Origin of the sequence: Streptomyces sp. AK02-01A (genome assembly GCF_033795305.1) — a bacterium.
GTDB lineage: Bacteria > Actinomycetota > Actinomycetes > Streptomycetales > Streptomycetaceae > Streptomyces.
This window is the reverse complement of record NZ_JARBAE010000015.1, coordinates 16,890-40,738: the sequence shown is the minus strand read 5'-3', so window position 1 is coordinate 40,738 and position 23,849 is coordinate 16,890. Positions and strand designations below refer to the sequence as shown.

At 71.0% G+C, this 23,849-nt stretch carries 15 protein-coding genes; 4 read left to right on the top strand and 11 right to left on the bottom strand.

From position 1 onward, the window contains the following. The first annotated feature begins 444 nt into the window (after positions 1-444). Positions 445-1,503, top strand: a complete 1,059-nt coding sequence (locus tag PV679_RS16455) for a hypothetical protein (protein ID WP_319680993.1) — start codon at positions 445-447, stop codon at positions 1,501-1,503. Positions 1,504-1,598: 95 nt separating this feature from the next. On the opposite strand, the gene PV679_RS16450 is transcribed toward PV679_RS16455, so the two are convergent. The 6 genes from PV679_RS16450 to PV679_RS16425 form a co-directional block, all read right to left on the bottom strand. Beyond that, on the bottom strand, positions 1,599-3,488 hold the full coding sequence (locus tag PV679_RS16450) for a GMC family oxidoreductase N-terminal domain-containing protein (protein ID WP_416069736.1): 1,890 nt from the start codon (positions 3,486-3,488) through the stop codon (positions 1,599-1,601). A 19-nt stretch (positions 3,489-3,507) separates the two neighbouring features. Then, entirely contained in the window at positions 3,508-5,124 is a 1,617-nt protein-coding gene (locus PV679_RS16445; protein WP_319680992.1) for a succinic semialdehyde dehydrogenase, read from the bottom strand. Between the two features lie 200 nt (positions 5,125-5,324). Continuing rightward, positions 5,325-6,977: a serine/threonine-protein kinase gene (locus PV679_RS16440; protein ID WP_319680991.1), complete on the bottom strand. Its 1,653-nt coding sequence runs from the start codon at positions 6,975-6,977 to the stop codon at positions 5,325-5,327. 16 nt (positions 6,978-6,993) lie between these two features. Then, a complete protein-coding gene (locus PV679_RS16435; protein ID WP_319680990.1) occupies positions 6,994-8,739 on the bottom strand; it encodes a serine/threonine-protein kinase in 1,746 nt (581 codons plus the stop codon). A 103-nt stretch (positions 8,740-8,842) separates the two neighbouring features. Continuing rightward, a complete protein-coding gene (locus PV679_RS16430; protein WP_319680989.1) occupies positions 8,843-11,788 on the bottom strand; it encodes a protein kinase in 2,946 nt (981 codons plus the stop codon). 215 nt (positions 11,789-12,003) lie between these two features. Beyond that, positions 12,004-13,902, bottom strand: coding sequence for a serine/threonine-protein kinase (locus tag PV679_RS16425; RefSeq protein ID WP_319680988.1), 1,899 nt, complete (start codon positions 13,900-13,902; stop codon positions 12,004-12,006). 160 nt (positions 13,903-14,062) lie between these two features. Between PV679_RS16425 and PV679_RS16420 the strand changes: the two genes are divergently transcribed. Continuing rightward, a complete protein-coding gene (locus PV679_RS16420; RefSeq protein WP_319680987.1) occupies positions 14,063-15,199 on the top strand; it encodes a serine hydrolase domain-containing protein in 1,137 nt (378 codons plus the stop codon). 45 nt (positions 15,200-15,244) lie between these two features. On the opposite strand, the gene PV679_RS16415 is transcribed toward PV679_RS16420, so the two are convergent. Further along, the gene (locus tag PV679_RS16415; RefSeq protein ID WP_319680986.1) at positions 15,245-16,951 is read right to left on the bottom strand and encodes a glycerol-3-phosphate dehydrogenase/oxidase; all 1,707 of its coding nucleotides are present in this window, start codon (positions 16,949-16,951) and stop codon (positions 15,245-15,247) included. 268 nt (positions 16,952-17,219) lie between these two features. Between PV679_RS16415 and PV679_RS16410 the strand changes: the two genes are divergently transcribed. Beyond that, on the top strand, positions 17,220-18,482 hold the full coding sequence (locus tag PV679_RS16410) for a nucleotide sugar dehydrogenase (protein ID WP_319680985.1): 1,263 nt from the start codon (positions 17,220-17,222) through the stop codon (positions 18,480-18,482). A gap of 146 nt (positions 18,483-18,628) precedes the next feature. On the opposite strand, the gene PV679_RS16405 is transcribed toward PV679_RS16410, so the two are convergent. The 4 genes from PV679_RS16405 to PV679_RS16390 form a co-directional block, all read right to left on the bottom strand. Beyond that, entirely contained in the window at positions 18,629-19,753 is a 1,125-nt protein-coding gene (locus PV679_RS16405) for a GuaB3 family IMP dehydrogenase-related protein (protein WP_319680984.1), read from the bottom strand. A gap of 158 nt (positions 19,754-19,911) precedes the next feature. Next, the gene (guaB, locus tag PV679_RS16400) at positions 19,912-21,414 is read right to left on the bottom strand and encodes an IMP dehydrogenase (protein ID WP_319680983.1); all 1,503 of its coding nucleotides are present in this window, start codon (positions 21,412-21,414) and stop codon (positions 19,912-19,914) included. Between the two features lie 177 nt (positions 21,415-21,591). Continuing rightward, entirely contained in the window at positions 21,592-22,167 is a 576-nt protein-coding gene (locus PV679_RS16395; RefSeq protein WP_030351487.1) for a sigma-70 family RNA polymerase sigma factor, read from the bottom strand. Positions 22,168-22,401: 234 nt separating this feature from the next. Next, complete coding sequence (locus tag PV679_RS16390) at positions 22,402-23,013, bottom strand: response regulator transcription factor (RefSeq protein ID WP_003948568.1); 612 nt, start codon at positions 23,011-23,013, stop codon at positions 22,402-22,404. A gap of 425 nt (positions 23,014-23,438) precedes the next feature. Here PV679_RS16390 and PV679_RS16385 point away from each other — a divergent pair, with 425 nt between their 5' ends. Next, a complete protein-coding gene (locus PV679_RS16385) occupies positions 23,439-23,780 on the top strand; it encodes a WhiB family transcriptional regulator (RefSeq protein WP_319680982.1) in 342 nt (113 codons plus the stop codon). Positions 23,781-23,849: the final 69 nt, after the last annotated feature.

Genomic DNA, 23,849 nt, shown 5'->3' with positions numbered 1-23,849 from the left:
CCCGTACGGCGCGTGACCGGGTGCGACACGCCTTCGTTGGCCGTACGGGCTCGCAGGGAAACAGAACCAACCGCGTGGCTCCGCCGGGGCGTGCGACGTACCACGGGTACGCCGTGGGACCTCACCCCGGCGCCCGTGACCGGACGGCAGGGGACAGCCGCCCGGTCGCCCGGGCCGGCCGGCTCCGGGGACGCCCGGAACCGGCCGGCCTTCTGACCGCGAAGGTCCCCGGCCACTCGGCTCTCCGTCCGCCGGCACCGCCCTCTCCGCCGTCCAGCGGATGTGACGCAGGACACATAAAGATTCTGTGAAGTGGACAACAACCATTCCCACAGGTCGCGGGTCTTGTATGCAAAACCAGTGGCCACACCCGTGACCCCCACCCGGAGGGCCCCACATATTCCGCACCCCTACAGACGGTGCGCCGACTTCGCTGAGGTCTTCATGAAGCTCCGCCGCGCCATGGCCGTCGCAGCCGCGACCGCCGTCATAGCCCCTGCCGCCTTCTTCGCGGCCCCGGCCGCGTTCGCGACAGACGGTGACACGACCGCTCCTGAGACCACGACCGAGCCCGCCGCTCCCGGCGCCTCGGAGACACCGGCCGACGAAGACAACACCGAGCCCGCCGGCGAGAGCACACCGCCCGCCTCCGATGCCTCGGCGCCCGCCGGAGAGACCTCCTCACCGGCCGTGGAAACCTCCCAGCCCGGCCCCAGCACCTCGGAGTCGGCACCCGCACCGTCCGAGCCCGCGCCCGGGACCTCCGAGTCGACCGGCCCCGGCGACGAGCCGACCGAGCCGACCGACGAGTGCCCCACCGACGACGACGGCGCCGACCTGGACTCCGCGCTGGAGCTCGGGATCAAGGGCCTGCCCGGCAAGATCGTCGCCGGCAGCGGATGGCACTCGTTCTCGATGCGTGCCACCAACACCTCCGACAAGGCGCTCGGCACCGTGGAGTGGGCGCTCTTCGTCGACAACTTCTCGGAGAGCGACCAGGAGAAGGACTGGCTCAGCTCCTACGCCGAGATCCAGTTCCAGAACGAGCACGGCACCTGGGTCTCGGTCACCGACGAGTTGGGCACCGGTGTCTACTTCGGTGAGACCGAGCTGGGCGCCAAGGCGTACGTCGACCTCAAGCTGCGAGTGAACATCGGCGCCAAGGCCCCGGCCGGCGACGGCTACACGCTGGGCCTCGCCGGCTACGCGGACGACGAGAAGGACTGCTACCACACCGCCTACGCGGACTGGTACTTCGAGGTCCTGGCCGCCGGCTCCGGCAACGACGACCCGGGCGAGGCCAAGCCGGGCAAGGGCGACAAGCCCTCGGAAGGCACGAAGCCGCAGGGCGGCGCCAACGAACTCCCCGCCACCGGCAGCCTCGCCGAGACCGGCTCGTCCTCGGTGCTTCCCGTGATCGGTACGGTCGGCGGCATCGCCGTCCTCGCCGGTGCCGGTGTGGTCTTCGCGATGAAGCGCCGCCGGGACGACGCCGTCGCGTAACGCGCCCGGACCAGCCGGACAGAGGCCCGGACAACCGGACAGAGAGAGGCGCTGCACTCGGAGGGGGGTGCAGCGCCTCTCTCTGTCCGTCGGCGTCACCGCCTCGGCGGGACCGCCGGCATGCCCAGGAACGGCAGCCTCAACGCGCCGAACGCCTCCGGCGGGACGGCCGGGAACACCGGCTCGACCGGCGCCGTACGGACATACGCCACGCCCTGCTCCGGACGCGGGTCGGCCTCGCCCTTGTTGGGCCAGAGGGACATCGCGCGCTCGGCCTGCGCCGTGATCGTCAGGGACGGGTTCACGCCCAGGTTCGCCGAGACCGCCGAGCCGTCGACCACCGAGATGCCCGGGTAGCCGTACAGCCGGTGATACGGGTCGATCACACCTTCCTGCGCCGACGCGCCGATGGCGCATCCGCCGAGGAAGTGAGCGGTCAGCGGAGTGCCCATCAGTTCGCCGACATTGCTGCCCGCGAAGCCGTTGATCTCCTCCGCGATAAGAGTCGCGGCACGCGTCGCCTCGGGGATCTGCTTCGGATGGGGAGCGCCGTGGCCCTGGCGCGCGGTGAGCAGTCCTTTGCCCACACCGGCCGGCTTGCGGTACGTCGTCAGGGAGTTGTCCAGCGACTGCATGACCAGACCGATGATGGTCCGTTCCGACCAGCGGCGGTTGGAGAGCGAACGCAGCAGCAGCGCGGGGTGCCTGGCGGCATTCCCGAGCCAGGCCCGTATCCGCCGGTCGCTGAGCGGGACTTGGAGGATGGACAGCGAGCCCATCGCGTTGGAGCCCTTGCCGTAGCGCACGGGCTCGACATGGGTGGTGTCGTTCGGATGGATCGAGGACGTGATGGCGACACCCTTGGTGAAGTCGGCCCGGTCCGAGCCGTGCCGCGCCCGGTAGCGCCGGTCATCGGTCTGCGCGCCCACCAGCGCCTCGGAGTTGGTCCGGGTCAGTTCACCGAGCCTCGCCGAGATTCGCGGCAGCAGGCCCCGGTCTTTCATCGTGTGCAGCAGCGTGCTCGTACCGTAGGTGCCCGCCGCGATCACCACCTGCCGGGCGCGCAGGACCTTCGTACGGCCCTTCCCGAGGAAGCGACGCGCGTCGGTCGGGACCGTCGTGACCCGGAAGCCGCCCGCCTTGTCCTCCGTCACGGCGACCACCGAGGTCATCGGATGGATGACGGCGCCCGCCCGTTCGGCCAGGTGGAGATAGTTCTCGTTGAGGGTGTTCTTCGCGCCGTGCCGGCAGCCCGTCATGCACTCGCCGCACTCGGTGCAGGCCCTGCGCGCGGGTCCGGCCCCGCCGAAGTAGGGATCGGCGACTTCCTCGCCCGGCTCGGCCCTCGCCGTACCACCGGCGTCCTCGCCGTCACCGAAGAAGACCCCGACCGGCGCCGGATGGAAGCTGTCGCCGACGCCCATGGCCTCCGCCGCCGCCTTCAGATGCACGTCCGAGGGTGTCAGGGTCGGATTGAGCCGCACGCCGAGCATGCGCCGCGCCTGGTCGTAGTACGGCTTGAGCTCCTGCTCCCAGTCGGTGATCGACGCCCACTGCGGGTCGTTGAAGAACGCGGCGGGCGGTACGTAGAGAGTGTTGGCGTAGTTGAGCGAGCCGCCGCCGACCCCGGCGCCCGCCAGCACCATCACATGGCCGAGCAGATGCACGCGCTGGATGCCGTAGAGCCCGAGGGCCGGCGCCCAGAGGTAGTTCCTGATGTCCCACGAGCTCTTGGGAAGGGTCTCGCGTGTGAAGCGGCGGCCCGCCTCCAGCACACCGACGCGGTATCCCTTCTCGGTCAGCCGCAGCGCGGAGACCGAGCCTCCGAAGCCGGAGCCGACCACGATCACGTCGTAGTCGTAGTCGTAATCGGAGTCGTGATCGGAGTCGTTGGCGGCATCGGCGGCGTTACTGGCGTGGTTGGCGTTGCCGGCGTGGTTGGCATCCGAAGCGATCCGGTTCTGGGCATGGCTGTCCTGTGACACTGGCTCTCCTCGTCCTGGACTACCGCAGGCGCAGGGCCTTCATGGCCCGCAGACTGCGGCTCATGAAGGCCGCGTACTTCTCGTCGTCCATCCCGAAGGACGGGGCCATGGGCAGGATGCGCTGCTGCGCGACGGTCTGGGCCTCGGTGTACTTGAGGATTCCCTCGGAGCCGTGCCGTCTGCCGAGGCCGGACTCCTTCATGCCGCCCATCGGCGACGCCACACTGCCGTACGCCGACGCGTATCCCTCGTTGATGTTGACGGTCCCGCACCGCAGCCGGGCCGCGACCGCCCGGCCGCGCCCGGCGTCCTTCGTCCACACGCTGGCGTTGAGGCCGTACGGCGTGCTGTTGGCGAGGTCGATCACCTCGTCCTCGTCGCTGAAGCGGTAGACGGAGACGACCGGGCCGAATGTCTCCTCCGTGCAGACCGCCATCGGCGCCTCGACGCCGTCGAGGATGGTCGGCTCGTGGAAGTACGGCCCGATGTCGGGACGAGCGACCCCGCCGGCGACGATCGTGGCGCCCTTGGCGACGGCCTCCTCGACATGCCGGACGACCGTCCTGAGCTGGCGCTCGCCCGCGAGCGAGCCCATGTCCGCGCCGTACGCGAGCGCCGTGCCGAGCCGCAGGGCCCTCGTCCGGGCGGCGAAACGCCCGACGAACGCGTCGGCGACCGAATCGTGAACGTACAGCCGCTCGATGGAGATGCAGAGCTGGCCGGCGGAGGAGAAGCAGGCGCGCACCGCGCCCGCCGCCGCCTTCTCCACATCCGCGTCGCTCAGGACCAGCATGGGGTTCTTGCCGCCCAGTTCCAGGGAGGCGCCGACGAGGCGGTCCGCCGCGCTCCGGGCCACCTCGCGGCCGGTCCGGGTCGAGCCGGTGAAGGAGACGTAGTCGGCGCGCTTGACCACCTCGGGGCCGACGACCGGGCCCTCGCCCAGGACCACCTGGAAGACCTCGGCCGGCAGCCCCGCCTCGATCAGCAGGTCACGGCCCCACAGCGCGGTGAGCGCACTCTCGGTGTCGGGCTTCATCACGAGCGCGTTGCCCGCGACCAAGGCGGGCAGGGCATCGCCGATGGACAGCTCGAAGGGATAGTTCCAGGGCACGATCTGGCCCACGACACCGCGCGGATGGCGCAGCTCGGTGGCCCTGGTCAGGACCGGTACGGCGCCGGTGTGCCGCCTCGGCCGCAGATACGACACCGCCGCGCGCCCGTAGTGCCGCGCGGCCACGGCCACCGCCTGGACCTCTTCGTGCGCGTGCAGCCTGGCCTTGCCGGTCTCAAGCTGTATCAGATCGAGCACCTCGGCCTGGCGCTCCAGGACGAGATCGTGGAAGCGGAGCAGTACGGCCGCCCGCCGCCGTACCGGCACGGCGGCCCAGCCGCGCCCGGCCGCGCGGGCCCGTTCGAAGGCGGTCTCGACGTCCTCGGGAGTGGACTCGGGCAGGTCCGCCAGCTTCTCTCCGGTGAAGGGCGAGTGGCCGGAGGTGCGGCCGGAGCCTATGACGCCGTGTGTGAGCTGAGCGATCAGTTCAGGAGTGACCACATCGGCCGCGGTGCGCGCGCCGGCCGGCGCGGCGGCCACGGGGTTGGTACGGAGGGCGGTGGCGGGAGCCTGCGAGTCCGTCATGCGGCCGAGGGTATGCCGCATCCCGAGCTTTTGGTACCCGTCGGTAACAGCTTTTCACCAGCCGCTCACCGGTCGCTCACCGCCTCGGTCATCGCCGTGCTCACCAGCCACTGACGCCTCTTCCGGCAGGGTCCGAGCCGCTACGCTCCGCACACGCGTTCGCGCGTCGGCGCCGGGACCGCGGCGGTGCGCACATGCCGTCACTCGGCGCGTGGCGCGTGTGCGGGCGCCCGCACCGGTGGGACGAAGGAGTCGAGAGCGGTGTCGAACAGTTCGCGTGCCTCATCGAGCCCGCCCACCGGACCCGAGACCCAGATGTCGTACATCCGCCCGCCCTGGTCCCAGCAGAGGTCGAAGGTGTGGCGCGGTCCCTCGGCGCGGGAGAAGCCGCTCCAGGTGAACTCCCAGAGCGCGGCGGGATATCCGTTGTGCGTGGTCGGTGTGACTCTGCCGTCGCGGTAACCGGGGTTGGTGTCGGGTCCGATGGCGTCCGCGAACCGTATGGCGGCCGCCGGCCCGCCGGGTCTGCTGTCCTGGATACGGATGCCGATCCTGAACGCGCCGTCCGGCGACCGGTAGTAGATCCGCGCCTCGTCGTGAAAGCGCGCGAAGCCGTGCGGGACGGCGATGGTGAATCCCATCCGGTCATGGACGGTGTGATAGCCCTCGGGAGCGGGCTGCGCGGGACTGAGCGTTCCGACGGGAAACGACGAGCGGCCGGTATGGATCGGCGGCATGGCGCTCGGCTCCATACCGCCCGGCAGTTCGTCCGTCAGCGCGCTGTTGCCGCTGCCGAGGTCACCGGCGAAACCGCCGCCGTCCCGGAACAGCGTGGTGGACAGGGCGCCGGCGCCGGCCAGCGCCGCGACCACCACACCCGCGACGAGCGCGGTACGGCGGCGGGCCGGAGCGCCGCTCCCCGGCAGGCCGGCGACGGGCCCGCGTGGCGGCGCGGTGTGCGGCAGATACCAGTGGGCGGTCGCGCGCGGGTCCGCGACCGGCCGCGGCGGCGTGGCACCGGTGATGACGTACTCACGCAGCAGCCGTTCCGCGTCCGCCGCGTCCAGCCTGCGCGCCGGGTCCCGCTCCAGCAGGCCGCGTACGACGGGCAGCAGCGGCTCGGCGGCGGGCGGCGGCACGATCTCGGCCTCCACCACCGCGTGCAGCACTCCCGGCAGCGAATCCCGGTGGAAGGGCGACTCGCCGCTCAGCATCGCGCACAGCAGCGCGCCGAGCGACCAGAGATCCGATGCGGGACCGGCCTCGTTCCCGTCCAGCATCCGCTCCGGCGCCGTGTATTCGGGCGAGCCGACGAACGATCCGGGATCGGTGATCGTCGTGGTGCCGACGAGACGTGCGATCCCGAAGTCGGTCAGCACGACGCGTCCGGTGACCTCCTCCAGCAGGACATTGGCGGGCTTGAGATCACGGTGCAGCACACCGAGACCGTGCGCGGCGCGCAGCGCGCCCAGCAGCGCCAGCCCGATCCTCGCCGCCTCGGCGGTGTCGACGGGTCCACGGGCCGCGAGCCGCTCGGCGAGCGAGTCGCCTTCGACCAGCTCCATCACGATGTACGGCCGGCCGTCCTCCTCGACGACGTCGTGGACGACGACGACATGCGGGTGTTTGACCCGGGCCACGGCGCGGGCCTCGCGCAGCGTGGCCGGGTCCTGGACGTCATTGGCCGCGTGCAGTTCCTTGACGGCCACGGGACGGCCGAGGAGTTCGTCCTCGGCCCGCCACACGATTCCCATGCCGCCGCGTCCCAGCCTGGTGCCCAGCCGGTAGCGTCCGGCGATCAGCCGGCTTTCAAGGGGTCCCCGGATGTCCGCGGGCTGCCGGTCGTCGGGCAATACCGTTCCCTCCCGTTCACTGGCCGGCGTCACCCGGCGGCGGCTGCCAGCTACGCAGCACGACGTCGAACTGTTTGCGGGTCGTCGCCCAGTCCTTCTCCGGGCCGGACATGTAGATCGCGTACTCGGTATTGTTGTCGTCCGAGTAGTAGATCTGGTCGATCGCGTGCCGCTTGCCGGGGTGAGTTTTCTCCTCCGTCCAGGTGAACTCCCAGAGCGCGGAATGAGTCTGGTCGCGGAACGTGTTCGGAGCCAGCCTGACCCGCTGGTACAGCGGAAGCCGCTGAAGTGCTTCCTCCATGTTCAGCATGTGCATGTACGGATTCTCGAAGTCGGGCGTGGCGACGCTTATCCGTATGAGGTGGAGACCGTTGTCCGGCGTGTAGTCGATCTGGTCGCCGTCCATCTGACGCTCCCAGCCCTCGGGGACATGGAGACTGAAGCCCTCGTCGGCCCGGACGCGGGTCCAGCCTTCCGGTATTGAACCGGATTGTACGGTTCCACCTTTGGTGTTCCCACCCTTCGCCACTTGACCCGCCGTGGCGCCCGCGCTCGGCGAGGCGTTCTCCTCACCGTTCGCGAACTTCAGCGCCGCGAAGCCGGCGCCGCCGCCGAGAGCCGCCGCGACAAGGACGGCCACAAGCGTCGTACGCCGGCGCACGCGGCGGACTGACGCCGTCGGTACGGCTGCCGGCCCGGACGAGGGCCGGGTGCCGTACGTCTGCGCGCCGTTGTGCCCGTCCTGCCTGTCCTGCCCGTCCCGGTGTCCCGGCCCGGTGTCGTGGCCGGTGCCGTGGCCGTGCTCCGGCGCCTGTTCCGCCGGAAGCGCCCGGGCGGTGGGCGCCTGTTGCCCGGCGTCCCGGATGATCCGTGTCGGCGCGTAGCCCTCCGCGTCACCGGCCGCGGGTCCGTCCAGCACCTCGCGCAGCATCCGCTCGGTCTCGGCAGCGCCGGGCCGTTCCGCCGGTTCCTTGGACAGCAGCGCCGCGATCACCGGCGCGAGCGGCCCGGCCAGGTCCGGATGCGGCGGCTCCTCCATGACCACCGCCTGCATGGTGGACAGCGGTGAGGTCCGGCGGAACGGCGAGATCCCCTGCACCGCCGTGTAGAGCGTCACACCGAGCGACCAGAGGTCGGAGGCGGGACCGGGATCGGCGCCGCGTACCCGCTCGGGCGCCAGATAGTCGATGGAGCCCACGAGTTCACCGGTTCTGGTGATGGTCGAGTCGCCTTCGATCGCGGCGATACCGAAGTCGGTCAGCAGCACGCCGCCGTCCCGCGCCAGCAGCACATTGCCGGGCTTGACGTCCCGGTGCAGCACGCCCGCGGTATGCGCGGCGCGCAGCGCGCCGAGGACCAGAAGGCCGATCCTGGCCGCCTCGCGCACACCGGTCCTGCCGGACTCCTTCACGGCGTCGGCGAGCGAAGGACCGTCGACGTACTGCATCACGATCCACGGCCGGCCGTCGTGGTCGAGGACATCGTGGACGGTGACGACCCCGGGATGAGTGATCCGCGCCGCCGCGCGGGCCTCCTTCTGGGTCCGCTGGTGCAGTACGGCCCGGTCGGCCTCGGAGACATACCGTCCCGCGGTCAACTCCTTGACGGCGACGGTCCGGTGCAGCACCTCGTCGTGCGCGCGCCACACCTTGCCCATGCCGCCGCTGCCGATGGCCTCGCTCAGCCGGTAACGCCCGGCGAGCACCAGACCCGTGCCCGGTCCGGCGTCCGCTCCCGCGCCCGTTCCCATTGAATATTCCATGTCCCCAGCCCCGTTCATTGGGTTGCCAGGTTACGGAGGGGACGGACGGGCGCGGAACCTCGGGTGGCTCACAGACATCGCACCGTGATGCTCCGGCCTTCGCTCAGCCGGTGACCCGGTAGGCGTCGGAGGCCTGTTGATAGATCTCGCTGACCTTGTCCCGCTGGCTGTCCGGGCCGATGACCTGGATGATGTGGTAGCGGCCGTCGATGATCATGGCGAGGTTCCGCACATAGACCTCGCGGCCGCTGCTGTCCTGCCAGGTGAACTGGCCCTCCGCCATGGCCTGTCGGCCCACGTCGATCCGCCGCAGCCCGGAAGCGGTGGACCAGGAGGAGTCCCGGAAGGGCTGGAGCTCCCGCTCCTTGCCCCGCTGGTACTCCATCGGATCAGCGCCGTTGTCCGCCACGGTGTCCCGGCCCGGGACGACGATCAGAGTGAAGTCCCCGCCGACATAGCGGACTTGGCCGCTGTCGTTGATGGGACGCCGCTGCCAGTCCTTGTCGACGGCGATCCGGAAACCCTCGGTGTCCTGGCGCAGGGCATAGCCCTCTCCGAGGTCGACCGGAGGAGCCGAGGTGCCGGGAGCGGAGGTCCTGGGCGCGGAGGTGCCGGAATCCTTCGGGCCGTCGGAGGAGGCCGGCGACTCCGGCGCGGCGGACACGCTCGGGCTTGTCTCGCCGACGCTCGCGCCCTGCTGCCCTGTGCCCGTCTCGGGCATGAACATCACCGCGTACACGATGGCTCCCACGAGCAGGAGCAGTATCAGCACCAGCAGATTGCGGCCCAGGGAACGCGGCCGGCGGTCGCGGTCCCGCTCGGGCCTCGCCGGCCGCTCGTACGGCTCCGGCTCGGGCCGGCGCTCGTACCGCGGCTGCTCGTACTCGTACTGCTGCGGCCGGCGCTCCTCGTCGAAGCCGCCTTTCTCCCGGCCCGCCTTGCCCTTCTTGTGACGGTGGCGTCCGCCCATGTCCCGGCCGCGGCCGCGGCGCCTGCGCACCAGCTCGCCGCGGCGCCGCACTATCGGCAGCCGGGTCTCGTCGACGGACGGCAGCGGTACGACGTCCAGACCGGCCTCGGGCTCGGGCGCGGAGCGTACGAGCGAACGCAGCCAGCCGCGCAGCTCCTCGAAGTCCGGCCGCTCGGTGGGGTCCTGACGCAGCAGCGACTCGACGACGGGGCGCAGCGGGCCGCACTCCTCGGCGAAGGCGGGCGGTTCGGCGACGACGAGCTGCACCAGCTCGGCGGCGCTCTCCTCCGGATACGGAGCGTGGCCCTGTACGGCGCGGTACAGCAGCGCGCCGAGCGCCCACAGGTCGGTGGAGGGTCCGATGGGCGGTGCGAGCTGCCAGTTCTCGTGTACGGGCCCGGCCTGTTCCGGTGCCCAGCGCTCGGTGACGGCTCCCACGACCGCGATCCGCGCCTGGCGGGCGCGCTCGGCGGCGAGAGGTGTGGCGGGACCTCGGTACGCGGGCACGGATCCGCTCGCCACGACCTCGTCCCAGCGGCCGGCTCCGGCGCTCTGGCCGGCCACCGCGGGCAACCGTGTCGTCTGCCGCTGCGCGTCGGCGCGCAGCGCGTCGGCCCCGCTGGTGCCCCAGCCGCCGCTGCCCGGTGCGGGATACGGGGAGTCGCCGCCGCGGGCCATGGCGGCGGTGCCGGGCGGGAGCGCGGGCGCGCCGCCGCGGCCGGGCTCGTCGCCGGGACGGCCGCCGGCCGCCGGGACGCCGGAGGCGCCACCGCCGGACGAGCCGGATCCGCCGCCGACATGGCCGGCCGATCCCGGGCCGTACGGGTTTCCGCCGCCCGCGGGCACCGGGCCCGAGCCGTCGCTCCAGGGCGCCGGGCCGTCCCGCCAGGTCCCGGCGAGTTCGGCGCGGTAGGGGACGGGCGGGTCGTCGTCCTCGTCGGGCTCGTCGGGATCCGACTCCTCGAAGGAGTGCGGCGGTCGCGCCCACCACTCCGGGTCCGGTCCCGCGCCGGACGGCGGGCCGGCGGACTCAGGAGCCTCCTCCGCGCGCGGCGCCGGCAGCTCGGCCTTGCCGCCGGTGCGCTCGTCCTCGGACGCGCGGGCCGCGGCGCGCGCGCCGGCGCGGTAGGCCGCGATGGCGCCCGCGCGCGCCGCGCGGATGTCTCCCGAGGCGCTCGCGCCGGGCAGCGCGTTCGGGCCGCCGTAGGGCGCGGGGATTCCGGGCGTGCCCTGGTTGAGCCGGGGCATCGCGCCGGACGTACCGGACGAGGTGCCGTCGCCGTACGGGCTGGTGCCCAGCGCGGCGCGGCCCGGCACTCCGGCCGTCGGTCCCGGGTCGTACGGCAGGCCGGGCGTCTCAGGTGCCGGCTGCTCCTCCGGCGGAGCGAGCCGCTCCCGTGAACCGTCCCGCTCCTGCTCGCCGAGGCGCGGTGGACCGGGCGGATCCTGCGGGCCGAGCCGCGGCGGTGGTGGCCCGGGCTGGTCCGGCGGCTCGGGCACCGGCGCGTATCCGCACAGCGCCTCCTCGGCGGCGCCGGCCGCCAGGCCGGTCAGCACCACCCGTCCGTCGTCGCAGACGAGCACCGTGCGGACGGTGATGTTGCGATGAGTCCAGCCGTGCGCGTGCACCACTCGTACCGCGGTGAGCACGTCGGAGGCGATCTCCGCCGCCCGGTAGGGGTTCAGCGGCTTCTCGGCGAGCAGCGCCGCCAGCGGTCTCGCCGCGACGAGTTCGCTCACTATCCACAGCGACCCGGCCTCGGCGAACACGTCGAAGACCTGGTCGAGCCGTGGATGGTCGGGGATCTGCGCGGCGCTCTGCGCGGCTTCGATGGCCCGGCGCACCGCCGGGTCCGTGGCCCTGCGCGGTGCGCGGCCCGGGGCGCGGCGGGGCGCCGGGGCTCCTTCCGCGTCGATGACCTCAGCGTCCACGACCTCCGGCAACGGCACCTGTCTGACGAGGACTTCCTGGCCGCTGTACGTGTCGAACGCCCGGGTCTCGACGAGTTCGTACTCGTCGGAGGGCGGCAGGGGAAGGCGATAGCGGTCGGCCAGCACCCGTCCCGCGTAGTCGTCCACGCCGCCTCCCCACACACGCCGTCTCCCGGATTCGGAGACCCGCGAAACCGCCAATTCCGGTCGTTTACCGGCTCATTGTGGATGCGTACGGTTCGCGAGCTCTCACGATACGTGGCCGAAGACAAACATGCCGCAGGGTCGGGGCAACCCGCCGCGGAACGTTCGGCTCCGTCGCGGCGAACCATTCCCCGTAACGGCCGGAACCAATCAGTCCGTCATCCGGCGGGCTTGAAGGTGGCGAACGCCGTCTCGCGCAGCGTCTTGCACTCCGCCGCGTTCCACTCGCCCGCCCGGCAACTGATCATGATCGAGTAGCCGCGTTTGGCGTCGATCTTGAAGCCCCGGTCGAGGACCCGGATCCGCTGACCGCTCTGGTCGCGCTCGAACTCCCAGTCGGCGACGGTCGGATAGCCGTTGTACTCGACCTTCTTGATGCCGAGGAGCTTGTAGTTGGTGCTGCTGCCTCTGACCGCCGGCTGGAGTCCCTGCCAGGCGGCGACGGCATCGTCGGTCGGTCTGCTGTTGAAGTCGATCTGCACGCGCGGGAATCCGCCGCCGGCGCTGAAAATGCCGCCGGAGTTACGGCCGGCTATGCCGGTCTTGTGGAATCCCTTGGGCATCGCCATCGAGAAACGGAACTGCGCGTCGCTGACGGTGGAGTACCCGGCCGGAAGGCCGCCCTTGCCCTGGTCGCCGGAGTCGTCCGGCTGCTTGGAACCGGAGTCGCCGGACGGCTCTCCGCGCGTGGCGGCGCCGTCTCCGGCGGCGTCCTCGCTCTTGGCCGGGTCCGGGCTCCGCGGCTGGTCCTGTCCCTTGCCGCTGTCCTTGCCGCCGGTCTCCGCGTCGTCTCCGGTGGTGGCGCCGGAGGAGGCCGCCGTACCGTCCTTGCCCTGCTGCCCGTTGCCGTCGTCTCCTCCGGTCAGCGCGACGATCAGGACCGTGGAGATGACGGCCAGCGCGGCGACGACCGCGATGATCACCAGCGTGCGGCGGGGCACCACATCGGTGAGCGAGGCGCGCTGCGCGGCCGGCCTGGACGGAGTGGCGGGCTCGGGCCTCGGCCTGGCCTCCGGCCTGGCGGCGGCCGCGTTCCGTACGGAGCGCAGCGCGCCGCGCACCCGGTCGGCGCTCGCGTCGGCGGCCGGCTTGGCCGCCTTCGCCTCGTCCGCCACCGGCGGCAGCGGCACGACGCGAGTGGCGTCCGGGGCCGGCTCGGGCTCCGGCTCGGGAGCCTGGATGATGTCCTGGAGCAGCGCACGCGCGCCCGCGTCGTCGAGCCGCTGGGCCGGGTCCTTCGCGAGCAGCCCGTAGATGACCTCCTCCAGCGCGCCCGCGTTCTTGGGCGGGTCGACCGGTTCGGTCATCACCGCCGTCAGCGTGGCGATGGCCGAGCCCTTGTCGTAGGGAGGTGAGCCCTCCACCGACGCGTAGAGCAGCCCGCCGAGCGACCAGAGGTCGGCCGCGGGTCCCGGCTTGTGACCGCGGGCCCGCTCCGGCGAGATGTAGGAGGGCGCGCCGACGAGCATGCCGGTGGAGGTGACCGACGGGTCGCCCTCGACCTGGGCGATACCGAAGTCCGTGAGCACCACCCGCCCGTCCTCGGCGATCAGCACATTGGACGGCTTCACATCACGGTGCAGGATGCCCTCGCGGTGCGCGGAGCGCAGCACGTCGAGGATCGCGAGCCCCACCTCGGCGGCGCGTCTCGGCGTGAGCGTGCCGTCCTCACGGATCGCCTCGGCGAGCGACTTGCCCTCGACCAGTTCCATGACGATCCAGGGCCGGTCGTCCTCGTCGACCACGTCGAAGACCGTGACCGCTCCGCTGTTGCGGATCCGGGCGATCGCCTTGGCCTCGCGCAGCGTGCGCGTGATGAGCCGGCGTTTCTCGTCGTCGTCGATGCTGGACGGGAAACGGAGTTCCTTCACGGCCACCGTACGGCCGAGCGTCTCGTCGAGGGCCCGCCAGACCGTGCCCATGCCACCGCGACCGAGCACTCCGCCGAGCCGGTACCTGCCCGCGAGCAGGCGCCCTTCGGGGCTGCCGTCGGCGCTCTTCTTCGTGTCCTGCTGGGGCTCCTGCGCCGTGTCCCGCGACTGCTCCGACTCCGACATGCGTCCCCTCTGCGATCCCTGATCCTGGCCCGCGGCCGCCGACCGCCCGCGCGGTGGCGTAACGCGCCCTGGCAGAGCCTTCATTGTCCCTCACTCCGGGACCGCCACTGTTCCCGGGTCCGGCGTCCGACAGGATGGAGCCGGCGGAAGGATCCCTACCATGCCACTACCCCGGGCCAGGCTGAGCACCACGGTGGTCATGGTGCTGTTCGGACTTGGCGCGAGTGTGCTGGGAACGGGCGTGCTGGACGCGGACGTATTCAGGAAGAATGTCCAGCCCGGCCGGGCCTCGTCCACCTCCGGTGTGCTCGCGCGACTGGTCGGCCCCGGCCGCGCCCCGGCCGCCGCGCTGCTCTCCCGCGCCGCCGCCTCCTCCCGGTTCGAGACGGCCGGCTCAGGGATCCGCCGCGCCGACCGCTTCCGGGCCGGCAGCATCACCAAGACCGTGGTGGCGACGGTCGTCCTCCAGCTCGCCGCCGAGGGCGAGTTGGAGCTGTCCGACACCGTCGACCGCCATCTTCCCGGGCTGGTCCGCGGCCATGGCAACGACGGCCGCCTGCTGACCCTGCGTGATCTGCTCCGCCACACCAGCGGTCTGTACGACTACGCCAAGGACGCCTCCCCGCCCGCCGGGCCCGCTCCGCCGGCGGTCCTGACGGCCCCGACAACCGCTCTGGCCGCCGTGCGTACCGCGACCGACCACGCACCGGGCCCACTCGGCTCGTACGCGTACTCCAACACCGACTACGTCCTGCTCGGCCTGGTCATCGAGCGGGTGACGGGACGGTCCTACGCCGCCGAGGCCCAGCGCCGCGTCATCGCTCCTCTCGGTCTCACCGGCACCTCCTTCCCCGGTGGCCGCACCACCCTGCCCACACCGCACGGCCGCGCCTACAGCCGCGCGCCGGCCAGCGGCCAGGAGCCGCGCGACGTCACCGAGCTGGATCCGCGCCCGGCGGGCGCGGCCGGTGAGCTGATCTCCACCCTCGACGATCTCGACCGCCTCTACACCGCACTGCTGAGCGGCGACCTCCTCCCGCCGTCCGAGCTGCGCGAACTGCTGGACACCGACGCCACGCAGGGCCGCTACGGCATGGGCGTCTATCCGCGGCGGCTCTCCTGCGGCACCACCGTCTGGGGCCACAACGGCCGGATCGCGGGCAGTTACGTCCGTACCGCCGCCACCGCCGACGGCCGCCACACCTTCTCCTTCCGGATCAATACGGACACGCTCGCCGACGGCTCGCTCGACACCCTTGAAGCGTCCCTCCTGGAAGCTGAGTTCTGCCGGTCCTGACGCGCCGCGCGTGGACCGGCCGGGCCGGTCCACGCGCCCCGGCCATCAGATCGGCACGATGTCCGGCGCTCCGAGCCTCGCCGCGTCCGCCGTCTGGTCGTCCGGCTGCCGCTGCGACTCCCGCTCCGCCTCCACCCGCTTCTGGTAGTGCTCGACCTCCCTGTCGATCCGGTCCTGGTCCCAGCCCAGCACCGGAGCCATCAGCTCCGCGGCCTCACGCGCGCTGAGTGTCCCCCGGTCGAATGTCTCTATGGAGATCCGGGTCCGCCGGGTCAGCACATCGTCGAGATGGCGCGCGCCTTCGTGCGAGGCGGCGTAGACGACCTCGGCGCGCAGATAGTCGTCGGCCGCCGCGAGCGGTTCGCCGAGGCCCGGGTCGGCCTCGATCATCTCCAGCAGCTCCTCGACGAGCGTGCCGTAGCGGTTCAGGAGATGCTCCACCCGGACCACATGGATGCCGGTGCGCGCCGCCATCCTGGCCCGCGCGTTCCACAGGGCGGGATAGCCCTCGGCGCCGAGCAGCGGCACCTCGTCCGTGACGCTGTCGGCCACCCGCTGGTCGAGGCCGTGCACCGCCTCGTCCACCGCGTCCTTGGCCATCACCCGGTACGTCGTGTACTTGCCTCCGGCGACGACCACCAGGCCGGGCACCGGATGCGCGACCGTGTGCTCCCGCGACAGCTTGCTGGTCGCGTCGGACTCCCCGGCGAGCAGCGGCCGCAGCCCCGCGTACACCCCCTGGACGTCGTCCCGGGTCAGCGGCACGGACAGCACGGAGTTCACATGCTCCAGCAGATAGTCGATATCCGCGCTGGAGGCGGCCGGATGGGCCTTGTCCAGGTCCCAGTCGGTGTCGGTGGTGCCCACGATCCAGTGCCGGCCCCACGGAATCACAAAGAGCACCGACTTCTCGGTCCGCAGGATCAGCCCCGTCGTGGAGTGGATCCGGTCCTTCGGCACGACCAGATGGATGCCCTTGGAGGCCCGGACATGGAACTGCCCGCGCTCGCCGATCAGCGCCTGCGTGTCGTCCGTCCACACGCCGGTGGCGTTGACGATCTGCTTGGCACGGATCTCGTACTCCCCGCCCGCCTCCACATCCCGCACGCGCGCGCCGACGACCCGCTCGCCCTCCCGCAGAAAGCCGACGACCCGAGCCCGGTTGGCGACCCGCGCGCCATAGGTCGCCGCCGTACGGACCAGGGTCGCGACATAGCGCGCGTCGTCCATCTGCGCGTCGTAGTACTGCAACGCTCCGACCAGCGACTCCTTCTTCAGACACGGCGCCACCCGCAGCGCCTGCCGGCGCGTGAGATGGCGGTGCACCGGCAGTCCGCGGCCATGTCCCGACGACACGGACATCGCGTCGTACAGCGCGACACCCGCTCCGGCGTAGAGCCGCTCCCAGCCCTTGTGCCGCAACGGATACAGAAAGGGCACCGGCTTCACCAGATGCGGCGCCAGCTTCTCCAGCAGCAGGCCCCGCTCCTTCAGAGCCTCCCGCACCAGCGCGAAGTCCAGCATCTCCAGATAACGCAGACCGCCATGGACCAGCTTGCTCGACCGGCTCGATGTGCCGGAGGCCCAGTCACGCGCCTCCACGAGTCCGGTGGCCAGTCCGCGGGTCGCGGCGTCGAGAGCGGTCCCGGCTCCGACCACGCCCGCGCCCACGACCAGCACGTCCAGTTCACGCTCGGCCATCGCCGCGAGCGCTTGGCCGCGCTCGGCGGGTCCCAGTGTCGCTGTCTTCACTGCTGCCTCCCGTCATCCCCCGTGTGGTCGGGCTCACAGATCGATTCTGTCCGTACTCCACGACTTCAGCCACTGCCTGTGGATAACACCGTCCGACGACAAGGGGAGACAAGGATTGGGCCGATTCCCCGATAAACAGCCCTTCACCGGCCACGCAATGCCACATAACGGTCATATTTACTCCTAGTCTGACATTGCGCCTCGCCCGTTCTGTCCACCCGGGTTGCGCTCACTGTCCACTCCGGCTATGGGAAGGACGGCCACCGCCGTGCCAGCAGATCTCGCCGTCATCGGACTCGGCCACCTCGGCCTGCCCCTCGCCCAGGCCGCCGTGGCCGCCGGCATCGACACCATCGGCTATGACACCGACCACCGTGCCGTCGCGGAACTGGCCGCCGGCCACACACCGGTCGACGGCCCGCTCACCGCCTCCGACATCCGCCGGATGCTGTCGGGAGGCTTCCGGCCCACCACCAACCCGACCGAGCTGGGCCGCGTCCGTACCGCCGTCATCTGCGCGCCGACCCCGCTCGGCGCCGACCGCACTCCGGATCTGACCGCGATCGGCGACGCGGCCCGCGCGCTGGCCGGCCGGCTGCGCCCGCACACCACCGTGCTGCTGGAATCGCCCGCGGCGCCCGGCACCACCGAGGACTTCCTCCGTCCCATCCTGGAAGAGGGCTCGGGCCTGCGCGCCGGACGCGACTTCCATCTCGCCTACTCCCCGGGCCGGTTCGACCCCGGTAACCGCACCCATGGCTTCGCCAACACACCCAAGGTGATCGGCGGCCTCACGCCGGCCTGCACCGAGTCGGCCGCCGCCTTCTACGGCCGCCTCACCGACAAGGTGGTCAGAGCGCGCGGCCCGCGCGAGGCCGAGACCGTCAAGCTCCTCGAAACCAACTTCCGGCATGTCAACATCGCGCTCGTCAACGAGATGGCCGTGCTCTGCCACGACCTCGGCGTCGACCTCTGGGACGTCATCCGCTGCGCCGAGACCAAGCCCTTCGGCTTCCAGGCGTTCCGCCCCGGACCCGGCGTGGGCGGCCACGGCGTACCGATGGACCCGAGCTATCTGCCGCAGGCGGGCCGCACTCCCGGACATCCGCTGCGGATGGTCGGCCTCGCCCAGGAGATCAACACGCGGATGCCGCAGTACGTCATCCAGCGCTGCGCGACCCTCCTCAACGAGCACGGGAAATCCGCGCGGGGCGCCCGGGTGCTGCTCCTCGGCGTCACCTACAAGCAGGACCTCGCCGACCAGGAGAGCTCACCGGCCACCGAGATCGCCTCCCGGCTGATGGATCTGGGCGCGGCCGTCAGTTACCACGATCCGTATGTCTCCGACTGGCGCGTCCGCGACCTGCCCGTACCGCGCGCGGACTCGCTCTACGAGGCGGCCGCCAACGCCGATCTGACCGTCCTGCTCCAGCCGCACCGCACATACGACCTCCAGGGCCTGGCGGTGAAGGCGCAACTCCTGCTGGACACCCGCGGAGCGAGCCCGGCGGGCGCGGCCCACCGGCTCTGACCGGCCCCGCTCACGGGGCTTCTGCGCGCTCGCCGCGTTCGCCGCCTTCTCGACGCCAAGAAGACCACGTCCTCCTCAGATACGCGCGAGGTGCCCGGACCGGCACAGCCGGTCCGGACACCTCGGGCACGCGAGCCGCGCGGAGCTCAGCGGCGGTGCTGCGAGTCCGCCACCGTCACCTCGACGCGCTGGAACTCCTTGAGTTCGCTGTAGCCCGTCGTCGCCATGGCCCGCTTCAGCGCGCCGAAGAAGTTCATCGATCCGTCCGGGCTGTGCGAGGGCCCGGTCAGGACCTCCTCGGTCGTCCCGACGATGCCCAGGTCCACCAGCTTGCCGCGCGGCACGTCCTCGTGGACCGCCTCCATGCCCCAGTGGTGTCCCTTGCCCGGCGCGTCCGTCGCCCGCGCCAGCGGAGAGCCGATCATCACGGAGTCCGCGCCGCAGGCGATCGCCTTGGGCAGATCGCCGGACCAGCCGACGCCGCCGTCCGCGATGACATGCACATACCGGCCGCCGGACTCGTCCATGTAGTCCCGCCGGGCCGCCGCCACATCCGCCACGGCGGTCGCCATCGGGACCTGGATGCCGAGCACGTTGCGCGTGGTGTGCGCGGCGCCGCCGCCGAAGCCCACCAGCACGCCCGCGGCGCCCGTACGCATCAGATGCAGCGCGGCCGTGTACGTGGCGCAGCCGCCGACGATGACCGGCACGTCCAGCTCGTAGATGAACTGCTTGAGGTTCAGCGGCTCCGCGGCCCCGGAGACATGCTCCGCGGAGACGGTCGTACCGCGGATGACGAAGATGTCGACCCCGGCGTCCACCACGGCCTTGGAGAACTGCGCGGTGCGCTGCGGTGAGAGCGCGGCCGCCGTGACCACGCCCGAGTCCCGCACCTCCTTGATGCGCTGCCCGATCAGCTCTTCCTTGATCGGCTCGGCGTAGATCTCCTGGAGCCGGCGGTTGGCGCTCGACTCGTCAAGGCCGCGGATCTCGTCGAGCAGCGGCTGCGGATCCTCGTAACGCGTCCAGAGGCCCTCCAGGTTGAGCACTCCCAGACCGCCCATCTCACCGATCCGGATCGCGGTCTTCGGAGAGACGATGGAGTCCATCGGAGCGGCCAGGAACGGCAGCTCGAACCGGTAGGCGTCGATCTGCCAGGCGATCGAGACCTCCTTCGGGTCCCGGGTGCGCCGGCTCGGGACGACGGCGATGTCGTCGAAGGCGTACGCCCTGCGGCCGCGCTTGCCGCGCCCGATCTCGATCTCAGTCACGATGTGTGGCCTTTCCCTCTACGTCTGCGGTCCCAGTATCCCCGACACCCGCGTCCCCGGTGCGTCCCAGGCGCCCGTCTCCCGGGCCGGGAAGTGTCGCGCACAGCGGTGAGGGGCGGTCCCGGAAGCCCGGGACCGCCCCTCACGGACGCTCACACTCAGTGCTGGTTGTAGTTCGGTGCCTCGACCGTCATCTGGATGTCGTGCGGGTGGCTCTCCTTGAGGCCGGCCGCGGTGATCCGGACGAACCGGCCCTTGCGCTCCATCTCGTCGATGGAGGCCGCGCCCACATATCCCATGGTCTGGCGCAGTCCGCCGACGAGCTGGTGCAGCACGGCCGCCAGCGGTCCGCGATAGGGCACCTGGCCCTCGATGCCTTCGGGGACCAGCTTGTCGTCCGAGGACACCTCGGCCTGGAAGTAACGGTCCTTCGAGTACGAACGGCCCTGGCCACGGGACTGCATGGCACCGAGCGAGCCCATGCCGCGGTACGACTTGAACTGCTTGCCGTTGATGAACTGCAGCTCGCCAGGAGACTCCTCGCAGCCCGCCAGCAGACTGCCGAGCATCACGGTGCTGGCACCGGCCGCGAGCGCCTTGCCGATGTCTCCGGAGTACTGGAGGCCGCCGTCGCCGATGACCGGGATGCCCGCCGCCTGGCAGACCACCGCGGCCTCGTAGATCGCCGTGACCTGCGGAACGCCGATACCGGCGACCACGCGGGTGGTACAGATCGAACCGGGCCCGACACCGACCTTGACACCGTCCACACCGGCGTCGATCAGCGCCTGCGCACCGTCACGGGTGGCCACATTGCCACCGATGACATCCACCGGGACGCTCGACTTGATCTTCGACATCCAGCCGAGCGCGTTGCTGTTGTGCCCGTGAGAGGTGTCCACGACCAGGAAGTCGACACCGGCCGCGACCAGCGCCTGGGCCCGCTCCAGCGCCTCGGGACTGGCTCCCACGGCGGCGCCGACCAGCAGCCGGCCCTCCGCGTCCTTGGCCGCGTTCGGGTACTTCTCCGCCTTGACGAAGTCCTTGACGGTGATGAGGCCCTTGAGAATGCCCGCGTCGTCGACCAGCGGCAGCTTCTCGATCTTGTGACGGCGCAGCAGCTCCATGGCGTCCACGCCGGAGATGCCGACCTTGCCGGTGACGAGCGGCATCGGGGTCATGACCTCGCGCACCTGGCGCGTACGGTCCGCCTCGAAGGCCATGTCCCGGTTGGTGACGATGCCGAGGAGCTTGCCCGCGCGGTCGGTGACCGGGACACCACTGATCCGGAACTTGGCGCAGAGCTGGTCGGCCTCGGCGAGCGTGGCGTCCGGGTGGACCGTGATCGGGTCGGTGACCATGCCGGACTCGGAGCGCTTCACCAGGTCGACCTGGTTGGCCTGGTCGGCGATGGAGAGATTGCGGTGCAGAACACCGACGCCGCCCTGCCGTGCCATGGCGATCGCCATGCGTGCCTCGGTGACCTTGTCCATCGCGGCGGAGAGCAGCGGAATGTTCACCTTGACGTTCCGGGAGACCAGGGAGGACGTGTCCACCTGGTTCGGCAGCACTTCCGAGGCGCCCGGGAGCAGCAGCACGTCGTCGTATGTCAGCCCGAGCGTCGCGAATTTCTCGGGCACTCCGTCGACGTTTGCAGTCATGACACCCTTCCCAAATGGCCTTGATCGGTGCGGATGTCCATGCTAACGGGCTCCACGGTCCTCTCATTCCACGATGCAGATCACCGATTGGCTTTGTACGTTCATACGTCGCCGACGGCGGCACGCGCCCGTTTCACCGGCCGGCGCCTGTGTACGAGCGGTGGTGATCCGGCCGGATCACTGCTCGGCCAGTGCCCGCAGTCTGCTGAGCGCGCGGTGCTGCGCGACCCGTACCGCGCCCGGGGACATCCCCAGCATCTGGCCCGTCTCCTCCGCGGTCAGGCCGACCGCGACCCGCAGCACCAGCAGCTCGCGCTGGTTCTCCGGAAGATTGGCGAGCAGTTTCTTGGCCCACTCGGCGTCACTGCTGAGCAGTGCGCGCTCCTCCGGGCCCAGCGAGTCGTCCGGCCGCTCCGGCATCTCGTCGGACGGCACGGCCGTGGATCCCGGGTGCCGCATGGCGGCCCGCTGGAGATCCGCGACCTTGTGTCCGGCGATGGCGAAGACGAACGCCTCGAAGGGCCGGCCGGTGTCGCGATAACGCGGCAGGGCCATCAGGACCGCGACACAGACTTCCTGCGCGAGGTCCTCCACGAAGTGCCGCGCGTCACCGGGCAGCCGGTTCAGCCGCGTACGGCAGTAGCGCAGCGCGAGCGGATGAACGCGGGCCAGGAGATCGTGCGTGGCCTGTTCATCGCCGTCGACGGCACGGTGAACGAGCGCACCGATCACCGTGGTCTCGTCGTCGCGCATCGGTCCATGGTGCCTTGGCGGCTCATGATTGGCGGCACCGCGTCCGTAGTTGTGCACCGAAGCGTTATGAGCGGGTGCGGCAGAACTCATCCCCTGCGCCCTCCCCTCGCGCTCGTCCGACTCGTCCCCGAGGAACTCCACAACTCAAGGATGCGGCATCGGCCGGGAAACGTTTGCGTACGGGCGTACGTGGCCCCGCCCACCTCGCGGCGGGCGGGGGTGCGGGCCGTCGCGTCAGCGGACCAGGCCCCAGCGGAAACCGAGCGCCACGGCGTGCGCGCGGTCGGAGGCGCCGAGCTTCTTGAAGAGCCGCCTGGCGTGCGTCTTGACCGTGTCCTCGGAGAGGAACAGCTCACGGCCGATCTCCGCGTTGGAGCGGCCGTGACTCATGCCTTCGAGCACCTGGATCTCCCTCGCGGTGAGCGTGGGAGCCGCGCCCATCTCTGCCGAACGCAGTCTGCGCGGAGCGAGCCGCCAGGTCGGGTCGGCGAGCGCCTGGGTGACGGTGGCCCGCAGTTCGGCGCGCGAGGCGTCCTTGTGCAGATAGCCACGGGCACCCGCGGCGACCGCGAGCGCGACGCCGTCCAGGTCTTCCGCGACCGTGAGCATGATGATCCGGGCGCCGGGGTCGGCGGAGAGCAGCCGGCGGACCGTCTCGACTCCGCCCAGCCCCGGCATGCGTACGTCCATCAGAATCAGGTCGGAACGATCGGCGCCCCAGCGGCGGAGGACTTCCTCGCCGTTGGCCGCGGTGGTCACGCGCTCGACACCGGGCACGGTCGCGACCGCGCGGCGGAGCGCCTCTCGGGCAAGCGGGGAGTCGTCACAGACGAGGACGGATGTCATGACCGTCCTCCGCAGCTGATGCGCGTCACCTTGAGCCTCCAGGCTGGGTACATATCGTCACCTGTGCGATTGACGCTCTCGGACGTGTGCCCGAGTGCTCGTTCTCTCAACCGCCTCGCACACTCAACGACGGTCACTCGAAAGAGTTACGGGTCGGGTGAGCGAGTTCGCCACTCGCTGTGAGGGGTCGGGCACAGAGAAGAGCGTCGCAGGTCGCCCGGGGTTCACTCAGAGCTATGCCCCATTTAGCGGCTTTTCTTCCCTTTTGCTGGTGTCTGTGGCTAGATTCGCAATGAGTCATATTTACATCTACTTACACAGTAGATGTACCGTCGTGAGCACCGGTGCGGGCAGCGCGTCGGGCTCGTGCCCGGCGTCCAAGCGGCCCGTATCCGCCTCAGCACGGTTTCAAGGGGACATGAGCAATGGCAGATTTCTCCCGCCTTCCCGGACCGAACGCAGATCTGTGGGACTGGCAGCTCCTGGCGGCTTGTCGCGGTGTGGACAGTTCGCTCTTCTTCCACCCGGAGGGGGAAAGGGGCGCGGCACGAAGCGCGCGTGAGAACTCCGCGAAAGAGGTGTGTATGCGATGCCCGGTCCGCGCGGAATGCGCGGCGCACGCCCTGGCGGTGCGGGAGCCGTACGGCGTGTGGGGCGGACTGACGGAGGACGAACGCGAAGAGTTGATGGGACGGGCGCGCACCAGGCTGATCACGGCGTCGACGTCCGGCCCGGGCACCGGACCCGACGACCACACGAACGACTGACACCCGAAGAGAAGAAACGTTCATCCTTCTCGCCGCGAAGGTAGCTGAGTGCCGAGCGGTGAGAGGAAC

Coding starts and splice junctions, on each gene's coding strand:
- PV679_RS16435 (WP_319680990.1), bottom strand. CDS start 8,739: ATGGAATATTCAATGGGAACGGGCGCGGGAGCGGACGCCGGACCGGGC.
- guaB (WP_319680983.1), bottom strand. CDS start 21,414: ATGACTGCAAACGTCGACGGAGTGCCCGAGAAATTCGCGACGCTCGGG.
- PV679_RS16445 (WP_319680992.1), bottom strand. CDS start 5,124: ATGACGGACTCGCAGGCTCCCGCCACCGCCCTCCGTACCAACCCCGTG.
- PV679_RS16395 (WP_030351487.1), bottom strand. CDS start 22,167: ATGCGCGACGACGAGACCACGGTGATCGGTGCGCTCGTTCACCGTGCC.
- PV679_RS16390 (WP_003948568.1), bottom strand. CDS start 23,013: ATGACATCCGTCCTCGTCTGTGACGACTCCCCGCTTGCCCGAGAGGCG.
- PV679_RS16420 (WP_319680987.1), top strand. CDS start 14,063: ATGCCACTACCCCGGGCCAGGCTGAGCACCACGGTGGTCATGGTGCTG.
- PV679_RS16385 (WP_319680982.1), top strand. CDS start 23,439: ATGGCAGATTTCTCCCGCCTTCCCGGACCGAACGCAGATCTGTGGGAC.
- PV679_RS16425 (WP_319680988.1), bottom strand. CDS start 13,902: ATGTCGGAGTCGGAGCAGTCGCGGGACACGGCGCAGGAGCCCCAGCAG.
- PV679_RS16455 (WP_319680993.1), top strand. CDS start 445: ATGAAGCTCCGCCGCGCCATGGCCGTCGCAGCCGCGACCGCCGTCATA.